The organism is Enterobacter cloacae complex sp. IR53041, assembly GCF_049238285.1.
Classification (GTDB): domain Bacteria; phylum Pseudomonadota; class Gammaproteobacteria; order Enterobacterales; family Enterobacteriaceae; genus Enterobacter; species Enterobacter roggenkampii.
In genome coordinates this window covers 139,475-159,073 of sequence record NZ_JBMKHB010000007.1, presented here as the reverse complement: position 1 = coordinate 159,073, position 19,599 = coordinate 139,475, and the positions used below count along the sequence as shown (strand labels likewise).

Below are 19,599 nucleotides of genomic sequence, written 5' to 3'. Positions count from 1 at the left end.
TCAAACCTGTAGACCGGCGCAGCGTGTGCCGGTCTACGGGGCAGGTGATGCTAAATCGTGACTAGACGTCCAGCAGCAGACGCGTTGGATCTTCGAGCAGCTCTTTAATGGCTACCAGGAAGCCCACGGACTCGCGGCCGTCGATCAGGCGGTGGTCGTAAGAGAGCGCCAGGTACATCATCGGCAGGATCTCAACTTTACCGTCTACCGCCATAGGACGATCTTTGATGGCATGCATACCCAGGATCGCGCTCTGCGGCGGGTTAATGATCGGGGTAGACATCAGCGAGCCGAAGACGCCGCCGTTGGTAATGGTGAAGTTACCGCCGGTCAGGTCGTCTACGGTCAGCTTGCCGTCGCGGCCTTTCACCGCCAGCTCTTTAATGTTTTTCTCGATGTCGGCCATACCCAGGGTATCCACATCACGCAGAACCGGGGTCACCAGGCCACGTGGGGTCGAAACCGCCATGCTGACGTCGAAGTAGTTGTGGTAAACCACGTCATCGCCATCGATGGACGCGTTCACTTCCGGGTAGCGTTTCAGCGCCTCAACCACCGCCTTCACGTAGAAGGACATAAAGCCCAGACGGATACCGTGACGTTTTTCAAACGCGTCACCGTACTGCTTACGCAGGTCCATGATTGGCTTCATGTTCACTTCGTTGAAGGTAGTCAGCATCGCGGTAGAGTTTTTCGCTTCCAGCAGACGCTCGGCCACGCGCTTACGCAGGCGGGTCATCGGCACGCGTTTTTCGCTGCGAGCGCCCAGAGCAGGCTGTGCTGCCGGTGCTGCCGCAGGGGCTTTCGCTTCGGCCTGAGCAGGCGCTTTCGCCAGATGCTTGTCGATGTCTTCACGGGTCAGACGACCGCCCACACCGGTGCCTTTAATGGCTGCCGGGTCAAGGCTGTGTTCCGCCAGCAGGCGACGGATCGCCGGGCTGAGGGCGTCATTAGACTGCTCTTCCAGAGAGGCCTGCTGGCGCTGCGCTGGCGTAGAGGCTTTCTCTTCAGATTTCGCGCTGGACTCTTTGCCCGCGCTGTTGCCTTCACGCAGGCGACCCAGGATCTGACGAGAGGTGACGGTGGTGCCTTCGTCTTCCAGCACCGCGTCCAGAACGCCATCCGCCGAAGCCGGTACTTCCAGTACCACTTTGTCAGTTTCGATTTCTACCAGCACTTCATCGCGCTTAACGGCATCGCCTGGTTTTTTGTGCCAGGTAGCGACGGTCGCATCTGCTACAGATTCAGGCAGGTCGGGAACAAGAATATCTACGCTACTCATTATGTATCCTTTAATTAATCGACGTTCAGCGCGTCATTGACCAGATCTTGTTGCTGCTTCTGGTGAACGGACATATACCCTACCGCCGGAGAGGCGGAGGCCGGGCGACCTGCATAGCGCAGGGCTGACCCAAATGGAATCACTTCACGGAAATGATGCTGGCTGCAGTACCATGCGCCCTGGTTGAGCGGCTCTTCCTGGCACCAGACAAAATCATGAACGTGAGCGTACGGTTTCAGCGCTTCCTGCACCGCCTGGTGCGGGAACGGATAAAGCTGTTCGATACGCACGATGGCGACATCTTTCTGATCGTTCTTACGGCGCTGTTCCAGCAGGTCGTAATAAACCTTACCAGAACACATCACTACACGCTTCACGGCCTGCGGATCCAGCTCGTCAATTTCACCGATGGCCGGCAGGAAGGTACCGTTCGCCAGCTCTTCCAGGCTCGACACCGCCAGCGGGTGACGCAGCAGGGATTTCGGCGACATCACCACCAGCGGACGACGCATACCGCGCAGCGCCTGACGACGCAGCATGTGATAAACCTGCGCCGGGGTCGACGGTACGCAAACCTGCATGTTCTGCTCCGCGCAGAGCTGCAGATAACGTTCCAGACGCGCGGAGGAGTGCTCCGGACCCTGGCCTTCATAGCCGTGCGGCAGCAGCATCACCAGGCCACACATACGGCCCCATTTCTGTTCGCCGGAGGAGATGAACTGGTCGATCACCACCTGCGCACCGTTGGCGAAGTCGCCGAACTGCGCTTCCCAGATGGTCAGGGTGCGCGGTTCAGCCGTGGCGTAACCGTATTCGAAGGCCAGCACCGCTTCTTCAGACAGCACGGAGTCCCAGACCTTGAACTGGCCCTGACCGTTGTGCACGTGCTGCAACGGCGTGTACGTTGAACCGTTGGTCTGGTTATGCACGACTGCGTGACGGTGGAAGAAGGTGCCACGGCCCGCATCTTCACCGGACAGACGAACAGGAATGCCTTCGTCAACCAGCGTCGCGTAAGCCAGCGTTTCCGCGCCGCCCCAGTCGAACAGCTTCTCGCCTGCCGCCATGGCCTGACGGTCAGCATAAATTTTCGCCACGCGAGACTGCATCTCGATAGCGTCCGGCACGGTGCTGATGCGTTTAGCCAGCTCCTGCAGGCGCTTCATCTCCACCTTGTTCGGATAGCTCTCATCCCACTCGTGGTTGAGGTACGGCGACCAGGTAAAGGAGTGCATGTTCATCGGGCGCAGCTCTTTCACTACGCATTCACCCGCGTCCAGCGCGTCGCGGTAGAGGTTGACCATTTCGGTCGCATCTTCCAGCGTCGCCACTTTGTCGCTTTCCAGCTTGTCAGCATAGATTTTGCGCGGCGTCGGGTGTTTTTTGATTTTCTGGTACATCAGCGGCTGGGTTGCACTTGGCTCATCCGCTTCGTTGTGGCCGTGACGGCGGTAGCAGAAGAGGTCAATGAACACATCGCGTTTGAAGGTGTTACGGAAGTCCAGCGCCAGACGGGTCACGAAAGCCACGGCTTCCGGGTCATCCGCGTTAACGTGGAAGATCGGCGCCTGCACCATCTTACCGATGTCGGTGCAGTACGGGGTAGAACGTGCGTCCAGCGGGTTAGAGGTGGTGAAGCCCACCTGGTTGTTGATCACGATGCGAACGGTACCGCCCACTTCGTAACCACGCGCTTTGGACATGTTCAGGGTTTCCTGCACCACGCCCTGCCCTGTCACCGCCGCATCACCGTGGATGGTGATTGGCAGAACTTTGTTGCTGCTCGGCTCGTCCAGACGATCCAGACGCGCGCGCACGGAACCGATAACCACCGGGCTGACGATTTCCAGGTGTGACGGGTTAAACGCCAGCGCCAGGTGAACCAGACCGCCTTCGGTTTCGATATCAGACGAGAAGCCCATGTGGTACTTCACGTCGCCGGTGCCGAGGTGTTCTTTATGTTTGCCCGCGAATTCATCGAACAGGTCCTGCGGTTTTTTACCCAGCACGTTGACCAGTACGTTCAGACGACCACGGTGTGCCATGCCCAGCACCACTTCACGGGTGCCGCTCTTGCCTGCGTGACGAATCAGCTCTTTCAGCATCGGCACCAGGGCGTCACCGCCTTCCAGCGAGAAGCGTTTTGCGCCCGGGAACTTCGCGCCCAGATAGCGCTCAAGGCCTTCTGCTGCAGTCAGTTCGCTGAGGAAGCGTTTTTTCTCGTCAGCCGAGAAGGTCGCGTGGCCCGCTACGGATTCGATGCGCTGCTGGATCCAGCGCTTCTCTTCGGTAGAGGTAATGTGCATGTATTCCGCGCCGATGGAGCCGCAGTAGGTTTGCTTGAGCGCGTCAATCAGATCGCCCAGCTTCATCGTATCTTTGCCGATGGCAAAGGAACCTACGTTAAAGCTTTCCTGGAAATCGGCCTCGGTCAGATCGTGATACGCCGGATCGAGATCGGCCACACGGTCTTGTTTCCACAGTCCCAGCGGATCGAGATTCGCATGCTGGTGACCACGGAAGCGATAAGCGTTGATAAGCTGCAGGACTTTAACCTGCTTCGCATTGGTGTCAGGGTCGGAAATCGCAGAAGAGTAACGTGAGGCATCCTTCGCCAGACGACGGAAATAATCACGTGTTTTGGAATGGAATTGATCCGGTTTGACCCCTGTACCAGGCAACTGCTGGAACATGGAACGCCAGTTTGCGTCCACTGAGTCAGGATCGGTTAAGAAGTCTTCATAGAGCTGTTCTATCCAGCTCTGGTTGGCACCAGAGAGGTAAGAAGAGTCCAGCCAGGCTTTCATTGCGCCGTTCTGCATCGTGATCCCTTAAGCATTTTTATGCTTACTTTCGCCGTAGAAACTACCACGCACACCACGTGTACGTGCCGGGGTTCACCTGCGAGCTCTTTTCATTTGGCCCGCGAAGGAACCTTTAGAAACTGTCTGGACTTCAGGGTAGTACAGGGCAGTTTTTAAAGGTTTCTGCATTTTGCCCGGTGGCGCTACGCTTACCGGGCCTACAGTTTCGTAGGCCGGATAAGCGCAGCGCCATCCGGCAACGTTACTTACGCACTGCGCTGCAGCAGCATCGACTTAATATGGCCGATGGCGCGCGTCGGGTTCAGCCCCTTCGGACACACACTGACGCAGTTCATGATGCTATGGCAGCGGAATACGCTGAAAGCGTCACTCAGTCCTTCCAGACGGCTGTCGGTTTCGGTGTCGCGGCTATCGATCAGGAAGCGATAGGCAGCCAGCAGACCGGCCGGGCCGATAAACTTGTCCGGGTTCCACCAGAACGACGGGCAGGACGTAGAACAGCATGCGCAGAGAATACACTCGTACAGACCATCGAGTTTTTCACGCTGCTCAGGAGACTGTAAGTGCTCACGAGCCGGTGGATTTTGCCCATTATTCAATAAGTAAGGCTTAATCTTCTCATATTGTGCATAGAATTGCCCCATGTCTACCACCAAATCACGCACGACCGGCAGGCCTGGCAGAGGACGGATAACAATTTTCTGACCAGGACGCTGCAACGCTGAAATTGGCGTGATGCAGGCCAGGCCATTTTTGCCGTTCATGTTCACACCGTCAGAACCACACACCCCTTCACGGCAGGAGCGACGGAACGACAGGGTTGGATCTTTTTCTTTCAGCTGGATTAAGGCATCCAGCAGCATCATGTCGCGACCTTCTTCCGCTTCCAGGGTGTAGTCCTGCATGCGCGGAGCGTCATCAACATCCGGGTTATAACGATAAACTGAGAATTCGAGTTTCATTATCCTGTCTCCGCATTAGTAAGTACGAATCTTCGGCGGGAACGCCGGACGCAGTTTCGGTTCCATGTTGACGCTACGACGCGTCATGGTTTCCGACTCTGGCAGATACAGGGAATGGCACAGCCAGTTTTCGTCATCACGCTCCGGGAAGTCGAAGCGGCTATGCGCGCCACGGCTTTCGGTACGGAAGTTTGCCGACATCGCGGTCGCGAACGCGGTTTCCATCAGGTTATCCAGCTCCAGGCACTCAACGCGCTGGGTGTTGAACTCGCTGGAGGTGTCGTCCAGACGGGCATTTTTCAGACGCTCGCGGATCGCTTTCAGTTGCTCAAGACCTTTGGCCATCGCGTCGCCTTCACGGAATACCGAGAAGTTGTGCTGCATGCATTCCTGCAGCGCTTTACGGATTTCCACCGGATCTTCGCCGTTACGGTTGCCGTTCCAGCGGTTGAGGCGCTCAAGAGAGGCATCAATTTCGTCGTCGGTCGCGTCACGCAGCGCGCCCTGCTCCGCAATGGATTCCTGCAGATGCAGACCCACTGCACGACCAAACACCACCAGGTCCAGCAGGGAGTTGCCGCCCAGACGGTTTGCGCCGTGTACGGATACGCAGGCAATTTCGCCCACCGCGAACAGGCCAGGAATGACCACGTCTTCGCCCTGCTCGTTCACGGTCAGCGCCTGACCGGTCACTTTGGTCGGAATACCGCCCATCATGTAGTGGCAGGTTGGGATAACCGGAATCGGCTCTTTCACCGGATCGACGTGCGCGAAGGTGCGGGACAGTTCCAGGATGCCCGGCAGACGGGACTCCAGCACTTCTTTACCCAGGTGGTCGAGCTTCAGCTTGGCGTGTGGACCCCAAGGGCCGTCACAGCCGCGGCCTTCACGGATTTCGATCATGATGGAACGCGCCACCACGTCACGACCCGCCAGGTCTTTCGCATTCGGGGCATAACGCTCCATGAAGCGCTCGCCGTGTTTATTCAGCAGGTAGCCACCTTCACCACGGCAGCCTTCTGTTACCAGCACGCCTGCACCGGCGATGCCGGTCGGGTGGAACTGCCACATCTCCATATCCTGCACCGGCACGCCCGCGCGGATAGCCATACCGACACCGTCACCGGTGTTGATGTGGGCGTTGGTGGTGGACTGGTAAATACGGCCTGCACCGCCGGTCGCCAGCACGGTTGCGCGGGCTTTGAAGTAGACCACTTCACCGGTTTCGATGCACAGCGCGGTACAACCAACGATGGCGCCATCGGCGTTTTTCACCAGATCCAGCGCATACCATTCGGAGAAGATGGTGGTGTGGTTTTTCAGGTTCTGCTGATACAGGGTGTGTAGCAGCGCGTGACCGGTACGGTCAGCCGCCGCCGCGGTGCGTGCCGCCTGCTCGCCGCCGAAGTTTTTCGACTGGCCGCCAAACGGACGCTGATAGATGGTGCCATTTTCCAGACGGGAGAACGGCAGACCCATGTGGTCCAGCTCCAGAATCGCTTCCGGGCCAGTTTTACACATATATTCGATGGCATCCTGGTCACCGATGTAATCGGAACCTTTTACCGTGTCATACATGTGCCATTCCCAGTTATCTTCATGGGAGTTACCCAGCGCAACGGTAATACCGCCCTGCGCAGACACAGTATGGGAACGGGTTGGGAAGACTTTAGAGAGCAGCGCACAGCTCTGGCCACTCTGGGAAATTTGCAGTGCGGCACGCATACCTGCGCCACCGGCACCAATCACAACAGCATCAAATTCTCTGACTGGCAGTTTCATTACACACCCCACACCACAACGAATCCATAAATAACGTAAACCACCAGTGCAACCACAATGGCCAGCTGCAGTGGAAGGCGAATCGCCAGCGGTTTAACGTAATCGGTCAACACCTGCCACATGCCAATCCAGGCATGAATAAGAATGGAGAAAAGGGCCAGCAGGGTGAACACTTTGGTGAAGGCGGATCCGAAGAACCCACTCCAGATTTCCCACGTCAGCGTGCCGCTGGTCGCGAAGAAACCGATCATATAGATGATGTAGAGGGTGAGAACGATGGCGGTAGCACGGACCAGAATGAAGTCATGTACGCCGTTGCGTCCTAATGCGGAGGCGTTGCTTACCATACGAGAACTCCTGCGAGAAGTGAAAGCACGACTGTAATCACAAATGAAATGTTAGCGGAGCGCTTCCCGGCTTCGAAAGTCTCTTCCAGGTAGCCAAAGTCCATCAGCATATGGCGAACACCCACCACAACGTGGTACGCCAGCGCGGTCAGAATGCCCCACATGATGAATTTCACGAAGAAGCTGTTCATGATGGCAGAGGCCTGGAGGAATCCTTCAGGGGAAGAGAGGCTGGTGCCCAGTAACCACAGCAGAATACCGACCGCCACAAACGTAATCACACCAGAAACACGGTGCAGAATGGACGCTATTGCTGTTACGGGGAACCGGATCGTTTTGAGATCCAGATTGACAGGTCTTTGTTTTTTCACATTTCTTATCATGAATAACGCCCACATGCTGTTCTTATTGTTTCCTTCCTCCGGACTGCGATGCGGGTCAGACAGCGTTCCTTTTCTATAACTGCGCGTCATGCAAAACAGTGCTTCCAGATGCTTAAACGACACATTACAACGCTGGGTGGCTCGGGATTGCAGGGTGTTCCGGAGACCTGGCGGCAGTATAGGCCGTTCACAAAATCATTACAATTAACCTACATACAGTTTGTCGGGTTTTCTCTGGAACAGTGATCAGGGTCACGATAACAACATCTTTTTAATTTTTAATCATCTGATTTGACAAATGTTAAACAATATTGTTACAAACGTCATCAGAAAAGGCATATAATGCGCAAAAGTTATGAGGTCTCTCTTTCACCTGACAAATAGTTATGTAACAGTGTGATGGTATTGACCGAAGTTATCAGGACAGTTATTAGTGATATACAGGTTTGAATAATTCGGACTGCAAAAACGCTGATTTGCTGTTGTTTCACTGATATTTCATTCGTTTACCTGCAAGGCGCCATAGCTCTGTACCCTGGTTTGTCCTCGTGAGCTGAGCGGTAAGCCAAATAACAATCTGGTAACGGTGATTAACAGCTGAAAGCAAATCCGGTAAAGCGCAGTCTTAAGCATAAGGCGCTAAGGAGACCGTAAATGGCTGATACAAAGGCAACGCTCACCCTAAATGGTGACACTGCTATTGAACTGGATGTGCTAAAAGGCACGCTCGGTCAGGATGTTATTGATATCCGTACGCTGGGTTCCAAAGGGGTATTCACCTTTGACCCTGGATTTACCTCTACCGCATCTTGCGAATCCAAAATCACCTTTATCGACGGTGACGAAGGTATCCTGCTCCATCGCGGCTTCCCTATCGATCAGTTAGCCACCGAATCCAACTATCTGGAAGTGTGCTACATCCTGCTGAACGGCGAAAAACCGACGCAGGCCCAGTTCGATGAATTTAAAACCACCGTGACCCGTCACACCATGATCCATGAGCAGATTACCCGTCTGTTCCATGCGTTCCGTCGTGACTCTCACCCAATGGCGGTGATGTGCGGTATTACCGGTGCGCTGGCCGCGTTCTACCACGACTCCCTTGACGTGAATAACCCGCGTCACCGTGAAATCGCCGCTTACCGTCTGCTGTCCAAAATGCCTACCATGGCGGCGATGTGTTACAAATACTCCATCGGCCAGCCGTTTGTGTATCCGCGTAACGACCTCTCCTACGCGGGCAACTTCCTGCGCATGATGTTCTCCACGCCGTGCGAAGAGTACGAAGTGAACCCGGTTCTGGAACGCGCGATGGACCGTATTCTGATCCTGCATGCTGACCACGAACAGAACGCCTCGACCTCAACCGTTCGTACCGCAGGCTCTTCAGGCGCGAACCCGTTCGCCTGTATCGCTGCGGGCATTGCCTCCCTGTGGGGACCGGCGCACGGCGGCGCCAACGAAGCGGCGCTGAAGATGCTGGAAGAGATCAGCACCGTTGAGCACATTCCTGAGTTCGTGCGTCGCGCGAAAGACAAGAATGACTCCTTCCGCCTGATGGGCTTCGGTCACCGTGTTTACAAAAACTATGACCCGCGCGCCACCGTGATGCGTGAAACCTGCCACGAAGTGCTGAAAGAGCTGGGTACCAAAGATGACCTGCTGGAAGTGGCGATGGAGCTGGAACACATCGCGCTGAACGACCCGTACTTCATCGAGAAGAAACTCTACCCGAACGTCGATTTCTACTCTGGCATTATTCTGAAAGCGATGGGCATTCCGTCTTCCATGTTCACCGTGATCTTCGCCATGGCCCGTACCGTAGGCTGGATTGCGCACTGGAACGAAATGCACAGCGAAGGCATGAAGATCGCCCGTCCTCGTCAGCTGTATACCGGCTACGAGCAGCGTGATTTTAAGTCTGACCTGAAGCGCTAAAAGTTAAGCCCGGTGGCGCTACCGCTTACCGGGCCTACAAATGCGAAACATAGGCCGGGTAAGGCGTAGCCGCCACCCGGCTTTTTTATTTTTGACAATGTGGACACCAGTAAAAGGGTCTCGAAGAGAGCATAATCCTGTCGATAATCCCGCCGCACCGCTCGCACTTCTTCCCCGCCCGATGAAACACCTTGAACCGGAACAGCGCCCCGTGGTGCTTGTTTTCATCTACGATGCCACGCGTGTTGTACGACAGCCGCGGGATGTCCAGCAGCGCGTGGGACAGCGCCTCCAGCTGTTCATCGCTCAGCTGAGAAGCTTTGTGCTGCGGTGCCAGCCCGACTTCCCAGAGGATCTCCACCCGCAGGTAGTTGCCAAGCCCGGCGAGAAAGGCCTGGTCAAGGAACAGGCCGGAAAACTGCCGGTTGCGGAATGTGGGCGATAGCAGTCGGGCCTTCACGTCGCTCGCCGTCAGGCGCATATCCAGCACGTCCGGCCCAACCCGCTGTAAGAACGGGTGCGTGAGCAACTGCTCAGGCGTTAACATTTCGATATCAGAAGCGCTATAGAGCAGGATCGCCTTATCCGCCGTTTGCAGCCTGACGCGCAGCACGCGGGTCGTTTGCGGCCGTTCACCCGCCTCCACCACGCGCCACACGCCGTAAAGCTGGTTATGGCTATATAACGTCAGGTTATGGGAAAAGTGCGTGAGCAACGCTTTGCCGCGCGTTTCAATATGCGTTACCGACTGCCCCACCAGCTGTGATTCAAACGGTTTCAGTTGAGGAAAAGCAAACCAGACCTCCGTCAGCGGTTTGCCCTTTATCGCCGCCTCGAGGCTATCCGCCGCGCGGCGGATCTCCGGGCCTTCTGGCATTTTTCTGTCCTTTTATGATTAATCTGCGCTGACAAGAATGCCCTCTTCAGCGAACGCGGCCCGCAGGCGGCGCGCGAACTGGAGCGCATGCTCGCCATCGCCGTGTAAACATACCGTATCAGCCTGAACGTGCGCCGTTGTGCCATCCACGGCGGTCACTCGCCCGTAGCGCACCATCTCCAGCGTCTGCGCCAGCGCTTTCGCTTCATCGGTAATCAGCGCACCGGCTTGCGTGCGCGGAACCAGACTGCCGTCCGGCATGTATCCCCGATCGGCAAACACCTCCTGCCGCGTGGTCAGCCCCAGCCGTTCTCCGGCACGAATAAGCTCACTGCCCGCCAGGCCGACCAGAATCAGCTGCGGATTACAGTCCCGCACCGCACGGGCAATCGCCGCCGCCAGTACCGGGTCTTTTGCCGCCTGGTTATAGAGCATACCGTGCGGCTTCACGTGACGCAGTACGCCCTTCCCGGCGCGAACCATCGCCTCCAGTGCGCCAGTCTGGTAGAGCACCTGAGCGTAGACCGTCTCAGGCGGCAGGTCCATCGCGGTGCGGCCAAAGTTATCCCGGTCAGGGAAGCTCGGGTGAGCGCCAATCGCCACGCCATTTTTGATGGCATGACGCACGCTCTCCAGCATGGTTTGCGCATCGCCCGCGTGAAAGCCGCAGGCAATATTGACCGAAGAGACCAGCGTCATTAGCGCCGCGTCGGCGCTGCCGCCCTCGCCCAGATCGGCGTTTAAATCAATCTTTACCATCGAGCCTCCACGCCAGCTGTTCGAGATAGCGCTGCTGATCCTGCCGCGCCTTTAGCGCTTCCTCCAGCGAACACTGCACGAAGTGAATCGGCTGACCGAGGGGAATTTGCGCCAGATGGTAGCGATCGGCTTCAATAATGCAGGCAATTCGCGGATAGCCCCCCGTCGTCTGCGCGTCGTTCATTAAGACGATCGGTTGCCCGTTGCCTGGAACCTGAATCACGCCGGGCAACAAACCGTGGGAGAGCAGTTCCCGGTCGGTGGTCCGGATCAGCGGCTGCCCCTGCAGACGATAGCCCATTCGGTTACTCTGCGGACTAAGCTTCCACGGCGCGCGCCACAAAGACTCTTTTGAGGCCTCGTCGAACTCATGATATTCCGGCCCCGGTAAGGCGCGGATCTGGTTTCCCCAGAGAAGTTGTTTCACCCCCTGAGCCGTCGAGAAGTGACGCGAAGAGGGCTTAATCGCCAGGCGATCGCCGTCGCGCAACAGACGTCCTTCGTGACCGCCTATCCCGGCTTTCTGATCGGTACTGGATGAGCCCAGCACCTCAGGCACATCAATGCCGCCAGCCACCGCGAGATAGCTACGCACGCCGTGCAGAGGACGCTTTAAGGTCAGACGCTGCCCGGCTTTCGCCCGCAGACGCCAGCCGGTCCACACCGCTTTGCCGTCCAGCGTGGCATCACAGCCTGCGCCGGTAAGTGCGAACCAGGTCTCCTGACCAAACTCAATGACACACTGGCCGAGCGTAATTTCGAGCGCCGCCGTGCTGCCGGGGTTGCCCACCAGCACGTTAGCGATTTCCAGCGCTGGACGGTCCAGCGCGCCACAATAGCTCACGCCGGACTGGCGCATGCCAAAGCGCCCGGCATCCTGTACGGAGGTGTAAAGCCCGGCGCGAATAAGCGTTAACATACCCCCTCCTTCTGCGGGATAAAGCGAAGGGTGTCGCCCGGGCGCAGGAGTATTGGCGACGCCAGCGCGGGGTCAAATAACGGGGTGGCGGTATGCCCAATAAGCTGCCAACCACCGGGCGAAGCCAGCGGATAGACGCCGGTCTGCTCGCCACCAATCGCGACCGTCCCCGCCGGTACGCTCAGGCGCGGTTCAGCGCGGCGCGGCGTATGCAGCCGGGGAGATAATCCCCCCAGATACGGGAATCCGGGCTGGAATCCCAGGAACCAGACGACGTAATCCACCGAACTGTGCAGCTCAACCACCTGCTTTTCGGTGAGCCCGCAATGGTCTGCGACCACACCAAGATCCGGTCCCCCCGTACCGCCATAAACGACCGGGATCTCAATGGCACGCGATTCCGGCTCCAGCGCCTCGCTCTCTTCCCACCAGCGCTGTAAACGCTCGATGGCATCCAGCGCCAGCGTATGCGGACTACGCAGCACCACCGTGATGTTATTCATCCCCGGAATGGCTTCAACCACGTCCGGCAGATCGACCAGACGCTGGGTTAGCCGCCAGATACGCTTTTGCGTGGCAAGGGTCACCGGCGGCTCGAGCTCCAGAACCACTGCCGTTTCTCCCAGAAGATAACAACGCGCTCGCTGCACTCAGGCACCTCTCATCAGGCCGGATTAGGGATATCAATAAAGGTTACATCCAGATCGGTATTTTCCGTCAGCCACTCGCTGAGGGCCCGAATGCCGCCGCGCTCGGTGGCATGATGACCGGCCGCGTAGAAATGCAGCCCCTGTTCACGCGCCGAGTGAATGGTCTGCTCGGAAACCTCGCCGGTGATAAAGGCATCAACACCGAAGCGCGCGGCGCTGTCGATAAAGCCCTGCCCGCCCCCGGTGCACCAGGCAACGCGTTTTACCTGGTCCGCGCCCGTATCGCCGCACCACAGCGGGCGACGCCCCAGGCGCGCTTCAATCCACGAGGCCAGCTCCAGTCCGGGAACCGGCATCGCCAGCTCGCCCCACGGCACCAGCGGCTCGATTTCGCCCATTACGGTTATCCCCAACAGCTGCGCAAGCTGAACGTTGTTGCCCAGTTCCGGGTGTGCGTCCAGCGGCAGGTGGTAACCGTACAGGTTGATGTCATTTGCCAGCAACGTTTTCAGGCGGTTGCGCTTCATGCCGCGAATAATCGGTGATTCGTTTTTCCAGAAGTAGCCGTGATGGACAATCACCGCATCGGCTTCCTGACGGACAGCCTCGTCCAGCAGCGCCTGGCTTGCCGTGACGCCGGTGATAATTTTCTGCACCGTTTCGCGCCCTTCTACCTGCAGGCCATTTGGGCCGTAGTCGCTGAAGGAGGCGGTATTGAGTTTTTCGTTAATCAGGCGTTCCAGTTCACTGTTTTTCATCTTTATGCTCTCAAACTTTTCGGGCGGCTTCGTACGCCGCCAGCGTGGCGGTGCGCGCCTGTTTATGGTCAACAATCGGGCGGGGATAATCGAGCTTTACGCCCTGTTTATCCGCCCATGCCCACGGGTCGTGGATCGCTTTTGCAGGAACGTTCCTGAGCGCGGGCAACCAGCGGCGGATAAAGTCGCCGTTGGCATCAAATTTTTGCCCCTGAGTGGTCGGATTAAAAATCCTGAAATAGGGAGCCGCATCGGTGCCGGTAGAGGCCGCCCACTGCCAGCCGCCGTTATTCGCAGCGAGATCGCCGTCGATCAGCTGAGAGATAAAATAGCGCTCTCCGATACGCCAGTCGATAAGCAGATCCTTCACCAGAAAGCTGGCGGTAATCATTCGCAGGCGGTTGTGCATCCACCCTGTTTCATTCAGCTGGCGCATGGCAGCATCAACAATCGGATAGCCCGTTTCCCCTTTTTGCCAGGCCTGTAAACGTGCCTCATCGTGCTGCCATTTTACGTTGTCGGTCCAGGGAATGAACGGACGATGCTTACAGAGATCGGGATGATACGTCATCAGATGGCGATAGAATTCACGCCAGATGAGTTCGTTCAGCCACACCGAACCCGCCCCACCGTCCATCGCCTGCGGCTGCTCGGCCAGAAGACGATGTAAACACTGGCGAGGAGAGAGTACGCCCAGCGCCAGGCTTGCCGATAAGCGGCTTGTCCCTTCAATCGCCGGGAAATCCCTGCGCGCGTCGTACTCTCCCGCGCCCTGTTTGCAAAACTGGCGCAGCTTCGCCATTGCTGCCTTCTCGTTTGCGGGGAACAGAAGCTCATCGAATGTCTGTTGGGGATAGTTAAACGTTAATTCAGGCAGCGTGGTTATAGCTTCCCCTCTGGCTGCGGGTGCGGGTACGCACTCCGGCAGCGCCTCTTTCAGACGTTTAACAAAAGCATTTTTAAACGGCGTGAACACTTTATACATTTCATGGCCGCCGGTCATGACGCTGCCCGGTGCCAGCATTACGCTGTCATCAAATCCTTCACAAACCACCTCGCCCAGAATGTTCTCCAGTTGGCGATCCCGCAGCCGTTCGTTCAGCTCGTACTGGTAGTTATAAAAAAGATGCGTGACGCCGTTCTGCTGACATACCTCCCGCAACATCTTAAGCTGCGCGGCAAAGTCACTGACCTCTTTGTAGATCAGCGGGATACCTTTTTCAGCCAGTGAGTGTTGCAGATCGTTCAGATGCGATTTGAGGTAAGCCGCCTGCCGCGGGGCCATATCATGCTGCTGCCACTGTTCAGGCGTAGCGATAAACAGCGCCAGCACGCTGGCGTCATCGGAACGGCAGGCTGCCGCGAGTGCGAAGTTGTCATGTACGCGCAGGTCCGCGCGAAACCAAACCAGATGGGTGGGCATAAAACTCCAGGCAAATATCCATTATGTCCGTAAGGGCATGCCGTAAAAGGAAAAAGCATGCATTGAACTACTTTGCCATGAAGTGTAGACGGGATGAAATAAAAAAGGCCGCCCAAGGCGGCCTTACAGACTGATGACAAGGTGCATGCTGTGCATTTCGCCCGGCGGCGCTACGCTTGCAAGGGCCTACAATGAAACATGCAATGCATTGATCTCTTTGCCCTGTGTAGGCCGGGTAAGCGCAGCGTCACCCGGCAAGAAAGACGACTATTATGTGCCTGTAAACCCTGACGAGGGGCTATCCCTCCCCCGGCGTTTTTTTCTGGGTGTCGTCTTAGTATCAATAAAAATCGCAGGTCGCTTTCTCGGCCTGATCCATCCACACCGGCTTCTCGCTGGTTTTCGCCCAGACGCGGTGCAGATAGCTATAAAAACGTGCACGATCTTTCCAGAACAGCATCACCGGCAGAGCCAGCACGCCAGCCACTACGGCGAAAGCGCGGCGCATGAACACGATATGAGCCGGAAACTCTTTATAAAGATCCATATTTTTCTCCCCTATAGTTGGCCGGAAACGTCATCCGGAAAATTCAAAATCTGTGACCTGGCTAAAATAATATCGCTTTGTTTGTAATTTTACTACTCATCCGACCACTTATTTTCGTCCGTTTAGCCAAAATTTACATTCACGCCGTAATTAAGTTACAAAAAAGTTAACGATTTACTTATCAATAGTTAAATTGTGGGCTTTGCCATTTTTATACTTTTTTTACACCCGCCCTTCTCATTTTTGCGAAATCTTTGCGCCATAAATCCTACCGTTAGCACAACAACAAAAGTCACCCGGAGGTGGATTGTGAGTGCAGGTCTTATTGCCGGCATCGTGCTGGTGTTCCTGTTATTGGGTTATCTGGTTTATGCCCTGATTAATGCGGAGGCATTCTGATGGCTGCTCAGGCGTTTTTGCTTATTGCCAGTTTCTTAGTGGTGTTGTTCGTCCTGGCAAGGCCACTGGGCTCGGGGCTGGCACGGCTGATCAATAACGTTCCCCTGCCCGGCATGGGAGGCGTTGAAAAAGGGATCTGGCGCGTACTGGGTATAGACGAGCGGGAGATGAACTGGCGTGACTATCTGATCGCTATTCTGCTGCTGAATATCGTTGGCCTCATCGCGCTTTTTGCCATGCTGATGTTGCAGGGTGTCCTGCCTTTGAATCCGCAGCAGTTACCGGGCCTGTCCTGGCATCTGGCGCTAAACACGGCGGTCAGTTTTGTCACCAACACCAACTGGCAGTCCTATGCCGGTGAAACCACGCTCAGCTACTTCAGCCAGATGGTCGGGCTAACCGTGCAGAACTTCCTCTCTGCCGCCAGCGGTATTGCGGTGATCTTCGCGCTAACGCGTGCGTTTGCGCGCCAGAAAGTGAGCACGCTGGGTAACGCGTGGGTAGACCTGACGCGCATTACCCTGTGGATCCTGCTGCCGATTGCGCTGCTGATCGCGCTGTTCTTCATTCAGCAGGGCAGCCTGCAAAACCTGCTGCCTTACGCACCTTATACCTCGCTGGAAGGCGCAAAACAGCTCCTGCCGATGGGGCCAGTGGCGTCGCAGGAAGCCATCAAAATGCTCGGAACGAACGGTGGCGGCTTCTTCAATGCCAACTCGTCGCACCCGTTCGAAAACCCGACCGCCCTGACCAATTTTGTGCAGATGCTGGCGATTTTCCTGATCCCCGCCGCGCTCTGCTTTGCCTTTGGCGACGTGGTCAACGATCGCCGTCAGGGGCGAACCCTGCTCTGGACCATGTCGCTTATTTTCGTGGTCTGTGTTGCGCTGGTGATGTGGGCCGAATGGCAGGGTAATCCGCACTTCCTCTCACTGGGTGCAGATAGCGCAATCAACATGGAAGGTAAAGAGAGCCGCTTTGGCATTCTCGCCAGCAGCCTGTATGCGGTGGTCACCACGGCAGCGTCGTGCGGGGCCGTCAATGCCATGCATGATTCCTTTACGGCGCTGGGCGGCATGATCCCGATGTGGCTGATGCAGATTGGCGAGGTGGTGTTTGGCGGCGTGGGCTCCGGTCTTTACGGCATGCTGCTGTTCGTGCTGCTGGCGGTGTTTATTGCCGGTCTGATGATTGGCCGCACCCCGGAGTATCTGGGTAAAAAGATCGACGTTCGCGAAATGAAATTAACCGCGCTGGCAATTCTGGTCACCCCGGCCCTCGTGCTGCTCGGCACCGCGCTGGCGTTGATGACCGAGGCTGGACGCAGCGGCATCTTTAACCCTGGCATTCACGGTTTTAGCGAAGTGCTGTATGCCGTCTCCTCTGCCGCCAACAACAACGGCAGCGCCTTTGCAGGCCTAAGCGCCAACTCTCCATTCTGGAACTGTCTGCTGGCGTTCTGCATGTTTGTGGGTCGCTTCGGGATCATTGTGCCGGTTATGGCGATAGCCGGATCGCTGGTGAACAAAAAAATCCAACCGACCACCACCGGAACGTTACCGACCCACGGCGCGCTGTTTATCGGCCTGCTGACGGGCACCGTGTTGCTGGTCGGCGCCCTGACCTTTATCCCCGCCCTCGCGTTAGGCCCGGTCGCGGAATACCTCTCTTTACGCTGATTTTGCGGAGAAATTGTCATGAGTCGTAAACAACTGGCCCTGTTCGAACCGTCATTAGTTCGCCAGGCGCTCATGGATGCGGTGAAAAAGCTGAGCCCGCGCGTGCAGTGGCACAACCCGGTGATGTTTATCGTCTGGGCGGGAAGCGTCCTGACCACCGCCCTGGCGATTGCCATGGGAACAGGCCATATGCCGGGAAATGCGATGTTTACCGGCGCCATCAGCCTGTGGCTGTGGTTTACCGTGCTGTTCGCCAACTTTGCGGAAGCGCTGGCGGAAGGCCGGAGCAAAGCCCAGGCCAACAGCCTGAAAGGGGTGAAAAAGACCGCCTTCGCACGCAAGCTACGTGAACCGAAGTACGGTGCCCAGATGGACCACGTTCCGGCAGATGAACTGCGTAAAGGCGATGTGGTGCTGGTGGAAGCCGGTGACATCATCCCTTGCGACGGCGAAGTTATTGAAGGGGGCGCATCGGTCGATGAGAGCGCTATTACCGGCGAATCCGCGCCGGTGATCCGTGAGTCCGGCGGCGATTTCGCCTCCGTGACGGGCGGGACGCGCATTCTCTCCGACTGGCTGGTGATCCAGTGCAGCGTTAACCCGGGTGAAACCTTCCTCGACCGGATGATCGCCATGGTGGAAGGCGCACAGCGCCGTAAAACGCCAAACGAGATTGCCCTGACCATCCTGCTGGTGGCCCTGACCATTGTCTTCCTGCTGGCAACCGCGACGCTGTGGCCGTTCTCTGCCTATGGCGGTACCGCGGTCACCGTCACGGTGCTGGTGGCGCTGCTGGTTTGTCTGATCCCCACCACCATCGGCGGCCTGCTGTCGGCCATCGGCGTGGCCGGTATGAGCCGTATGCTCGGTGCCAACGTCATCGCCACCAGCGGGCGTGCGGTAGAAGCCGCCGGTGACGTGGACGTCTTGCTGCTGGATAAAACCGGGACCATTACCCTCGGTAACCGCCAGGCGTCGGATTTCTTACCCGCCCCGGGCGTGGATGAAAAAACGCTGGCGGATGCCGCGCAGCTCTCATCCCTTGCCGATGAAACCCCAGAAGGCCGCAGCATTGTGATCCTCGCCAAGCAGCGCTTTAACCTGCGCCAGCGCGACGTTCAGAGCCTGCACGCCACGTTCGTGCCCTTCACGGCGCAAACCCGCATGAGCGGCATTGACATTCAGGATCGCATGATCCGTAAAGGCTCGGTTGACGCGATTCGCCGCCACATTGAGGCCAACAACGGTCATTTCCCGCCGGAAGTGGACAGCCTGGTCGAAAGCGTGGCCCGTCAGGGGGCGACGCCGCTGGTGGTGGCCGAAGGCGCGCGCGTGCTCGGGGTCATTGCCCTGAAGGACATCGTCAAAGGCGGCATCAAAGAGCGCTTTGCCCAGCTGCGTAAAATGGGGATCAAAACGGTGATGATCACCGGGGATAACCGTCTTACCGCCGCGGCGATTGCCGCCGAAGCGGGCGTGGATGATTTCCTTTCCGAAGCCACACCGGAAGCCAAGCTGGCACTGATTCGTCAGTATCAGGCGGAAGGCCGTCTGGTGGCGATGACCGGTGACGGGACCAACGATGCCCCTGCCCTCGCGCAGGCCGACGTGGCGGTGGCGATGAACTCCGGTACCCAGGCCGCAAAAGAGGCGGGCAACATGGTCGACCTCGACTCTAACCCGACCAAGCTGATTGAAGTGGTGCACATCGGCAAGCAGATGCTGATGACGCGCGGTTCGCTGACCACGTTCAGTATCGCCAACGACGTGGCGAAGTATTTCGCCATCATTCCGGCCGCGTTTGCTGCGACCTATCCGCAATTAAACGCGTTGAACGTGATGCACCTGCACTCTCCGGCCTCGGCCATTCTGAGCGCAGTGATTTTTAACGCCCTGATTATTGTCTTCCTGATCCCGCTGGCGCTGAAGGGCGTGAGCTATAAGCCGCTCACGGCGGCCACCATGCTGCGCCGCAACCTGTGGATTTACGGCCTGGGCGGGCTGGTGGTGCCCTTCGTCGGTATCAAGGTTATCGACCTGCTGTTGACGCTGTTCGGCCTGGTTTAAAA

The 19,599-nt window shown here is 57.2% G+C and carries 17 protein-coding genes; 4 read left to right on the top strand and 13 right to left on the bottom strand.

The window, feature by feature from the left end; genetic code table 11:
• Positions 1–61: 61 nt before the first annotated feature.
• The 6 genes from odhB to sdhC form a co-directional block, all read right to left on the bottom strand.
• Entirely contained in the window at positions 62–1,282 is a 1,221-nt protein-coding gene (gene odhB, locus ACOTXF_RS07735) for a 2-oxoglutarate dehydrogenase complex dihydrolipoyllysine-residue succinyltransferase (RefSeq protein WP_008501093.1), read from the bottom strand.
• Positions 1,283–1,296: 14 nt separating this feature from the next.
• Positions 1,297–4,104 carry a 2-oxoglutarate dehydrogenase E1 component gene (sucA, locus tag ACOTXF_RS07730; protein ID WP_047745273.1) on the bottom strand — a complete coding sequence of 936 codons (2,808 nt, stop codon included), beginning with the start codon at positions 4,102–4,104 and terminating at the stop codon, positions 1,297–1,299.
• Between the two features lie 248 nt (positions 4,105–4,352).
• Positions 4,353–5,069 carry a succinate dehydrogenase iron-sulfur subunit SdhB gene (gene sdhB, locus ACOTXF_RS07725; RefSeq protein ID WP_008501090.1) on the bottom strand — a complete coding sequence of 239 codons (717 nt, stop codon included), beginning with the start codon at positions 5,067–5,069 and terminating at the stop codon, positions 4,353–4,355.
• Between the two features lie 15 nt (positions 5,070–5,084).
• Entirely contained in the window at positions 5,085–6,851 is a 1,767-nt protein-coding gene (gene sdhA, locus ACOTXF_RS07720; RefSeq protein WP_008501089.1) for a succinate dehydrogenase flavoprotein subunit, read from the bottom strand.
• On the bottom strand, positions 6,851–7,198 hold the full coding sequence (gene sdhD / locus ACOTXF_RS07715) for a succinate dehydrogenase membrane anchor subunit (RefSeq protein WP_008501088.1): 348 nt from the start codon (positions 7,196–7,198) through the stop codon (positions 6,851–6,853). The genes sdhA and sdhD overlap by 1 nt, the downstream gene beginning before the upstream one ends.
• The gene (sdhC, locus tag ACOTXF_RS07710; RefSeq protein ID WP_020684965.1) at positions 7,192–7,596 is read right to left on the bottom strand and encodes a succinate dehydrogenase cytochrome b556 subunit; all 405 of its coding nucleotides are present in this window, start codon (positions 7,594–7,596) and stop codon (positions 7,192–7,194) included. Before sdhC ends, sdhD begins: the two co-directional genes overlap by 7 nt.
• Positions 7,597–8,235: 639 nt before the next feature.
• On the opposite strand from sdhC, the gene ACOTXF_RS07705 reads away from it, so the two are divergent.
• Positions 8,236–9,519 carry a citrate synthase gene (locus tag ACOTXF_RS07705; RefSeq protein ID WP_008501086.1) on the top strand — a complete coding sequence of 428 codons (1,284 nt, stop codon included), beginning with the start codon at positions 8,236–8,238 and terminating at the stop codon, positions 9,517–9,519.
• Positions 9,520–9,604: 85 nt separating this feature from the next.
• Here ACOTXF_RS07705 and nei read toward each other — a convergent pair whose 3' ends face one another.
• The 7 genes from nei to ACOTXF_RS07670 all read right to left on the bottom strand — a co-directional run bounded on the left by nei (position 9,605) and on the right by ACOTXF_RS07670 (position 15,452).
• Positions 9,605–10,396, bottom strand: coding sequence for an endonuclease VIII (gene nei / locus ACOTXF_RS07700; protein ID WP_039024415.1), 792 nt, complete (start codon positions 10,394–10,396; stop codon positions 9,605–9,607).
• 18 nt (positions 10,397–10,414) lie between these two features.
• A complete protein-coding gene (gene pxpA, locus ACOTXF_RS07695; protein WP_025912732.1) occupies positions 10,415–11,155 on the bottom strand; it encodes a 5-oxoprolinase subunit PxpA in 741 nt (246 codons plus the stop codon).
• Positions 11,142–12,074: a 5-oxoprolinase subunit PxpC gene (gene pxpC / locus ACOTXF_RS07690; RefSeq protein WP_232926732.1), complete on the bottom strand. Its 933-nt coding sequence runs from the start codon at positions 12,072–12,074 to the stop codon at positions 11,142–11,144. Before pxpC ends, pxpA begins: the two co-directional genes overlap by 14 nt.
• Positions 12,068–12,724, bottom strand: a complete 657-nt coding sequence (pxpB, locus tag ACOTXF_RS07685; protein ID WP_021241020.1) for a 5-oxoprolinase subunit PxpB — start codon at positions 12,722–12,724, stop codon at positions 12,068–12,070. The genes pxpC and pxpB overlap by 7 nt, the downstream gene beginning before the upstream one ends.
• Before the next feature lie 14 nt (positions 12,725–12,738).
• Positions 12,739–13,482 carry a type 2 GTP cyclohydrolase I gene (locus ACOTXF_RS07680; RefSeq protein ID WP_045407780.1) on the bottom strand — a complete coding sequence of 248 codons (744 nt, stop codon included), beginning with the start codon at positions 13,480–13,482 and terminating at the stop codon, positions 12,739–12,741.
• 10 nt (positions 13,483–13,492) lie between these two features.
• Positions 13,493–14,905 (bottom strand): deoxyribodipyrimidine photo-lyase, encoded by a 1,413-nt coding sequence (gene phrB / locus ACOTXF_RS07675; protein WP_126324888.1) that lies wholly within the window; start codon positions 14,903–14,905, stop codon positions 13,493–13,495.
• Between the two features lie 340 nt (positions 14,906–15,245).
• Positions 15,246–15,452 (bottom strand): YbfA family protein, encoded by a 207-nt coding sequence (locus ACOTXF_RS07670; RefSeq protein WP_008501079.1) that lies wholly within the window; start codon positions 15,450–15,452, stop codon positions 15,246–15,248.
• Between the two features lie 309 nt (positions 15,453–15,761).
• On the opposite strand from ACOTXF_RS07670, the gene kdpF reads away from it, so the two are divergent.
• From kdpF to kdpB, 3 genes are read left to right on the top strand one after another with little or no spacing between them, the layout of a single operon-like run.
• The gene (kdpF, locus tag ACOTXF_RS07665) at positions 15,762–15,851 is read left to right on the top strand and encodes a K(+)-transporting ATPase subunit F (RefSeq protein WP_014069365.1); all 90 of its coding nucleotides are present in this window, start codon (positions 15,762–15,764) and stop codon (positions 15,849–15,851) included.
• Positions 15,851–17,530, top strand: a complete 1,680-nt coding sequence (kdpA, locus tag ACOTXF_RS07660; RefSeq protein WP_047745261.1) for a potassium-transporting ATPase subunit KdpA — start codon at positions 15,851–15,853, stop codon at positions 17,528–17,530. Before kdpF ends, kdpA begins: the two co-directional genes overlap by 1 nt.
• Before the next feature lie 18 nt (positions 17,531–17,548).
• A complete protein-coding gene (kdpB, locus tag ACOTXF_RS07655; protein ID WP_232926734.1) occupies positions 17,549–19,597 on the top strand; it encodes a potassium-transporting ATPase subunit KdpB in 2,049 nt (682 codons plus the stop codon).
• Positions 19,598–19,599: the final 2 nt, after the last annotated feature.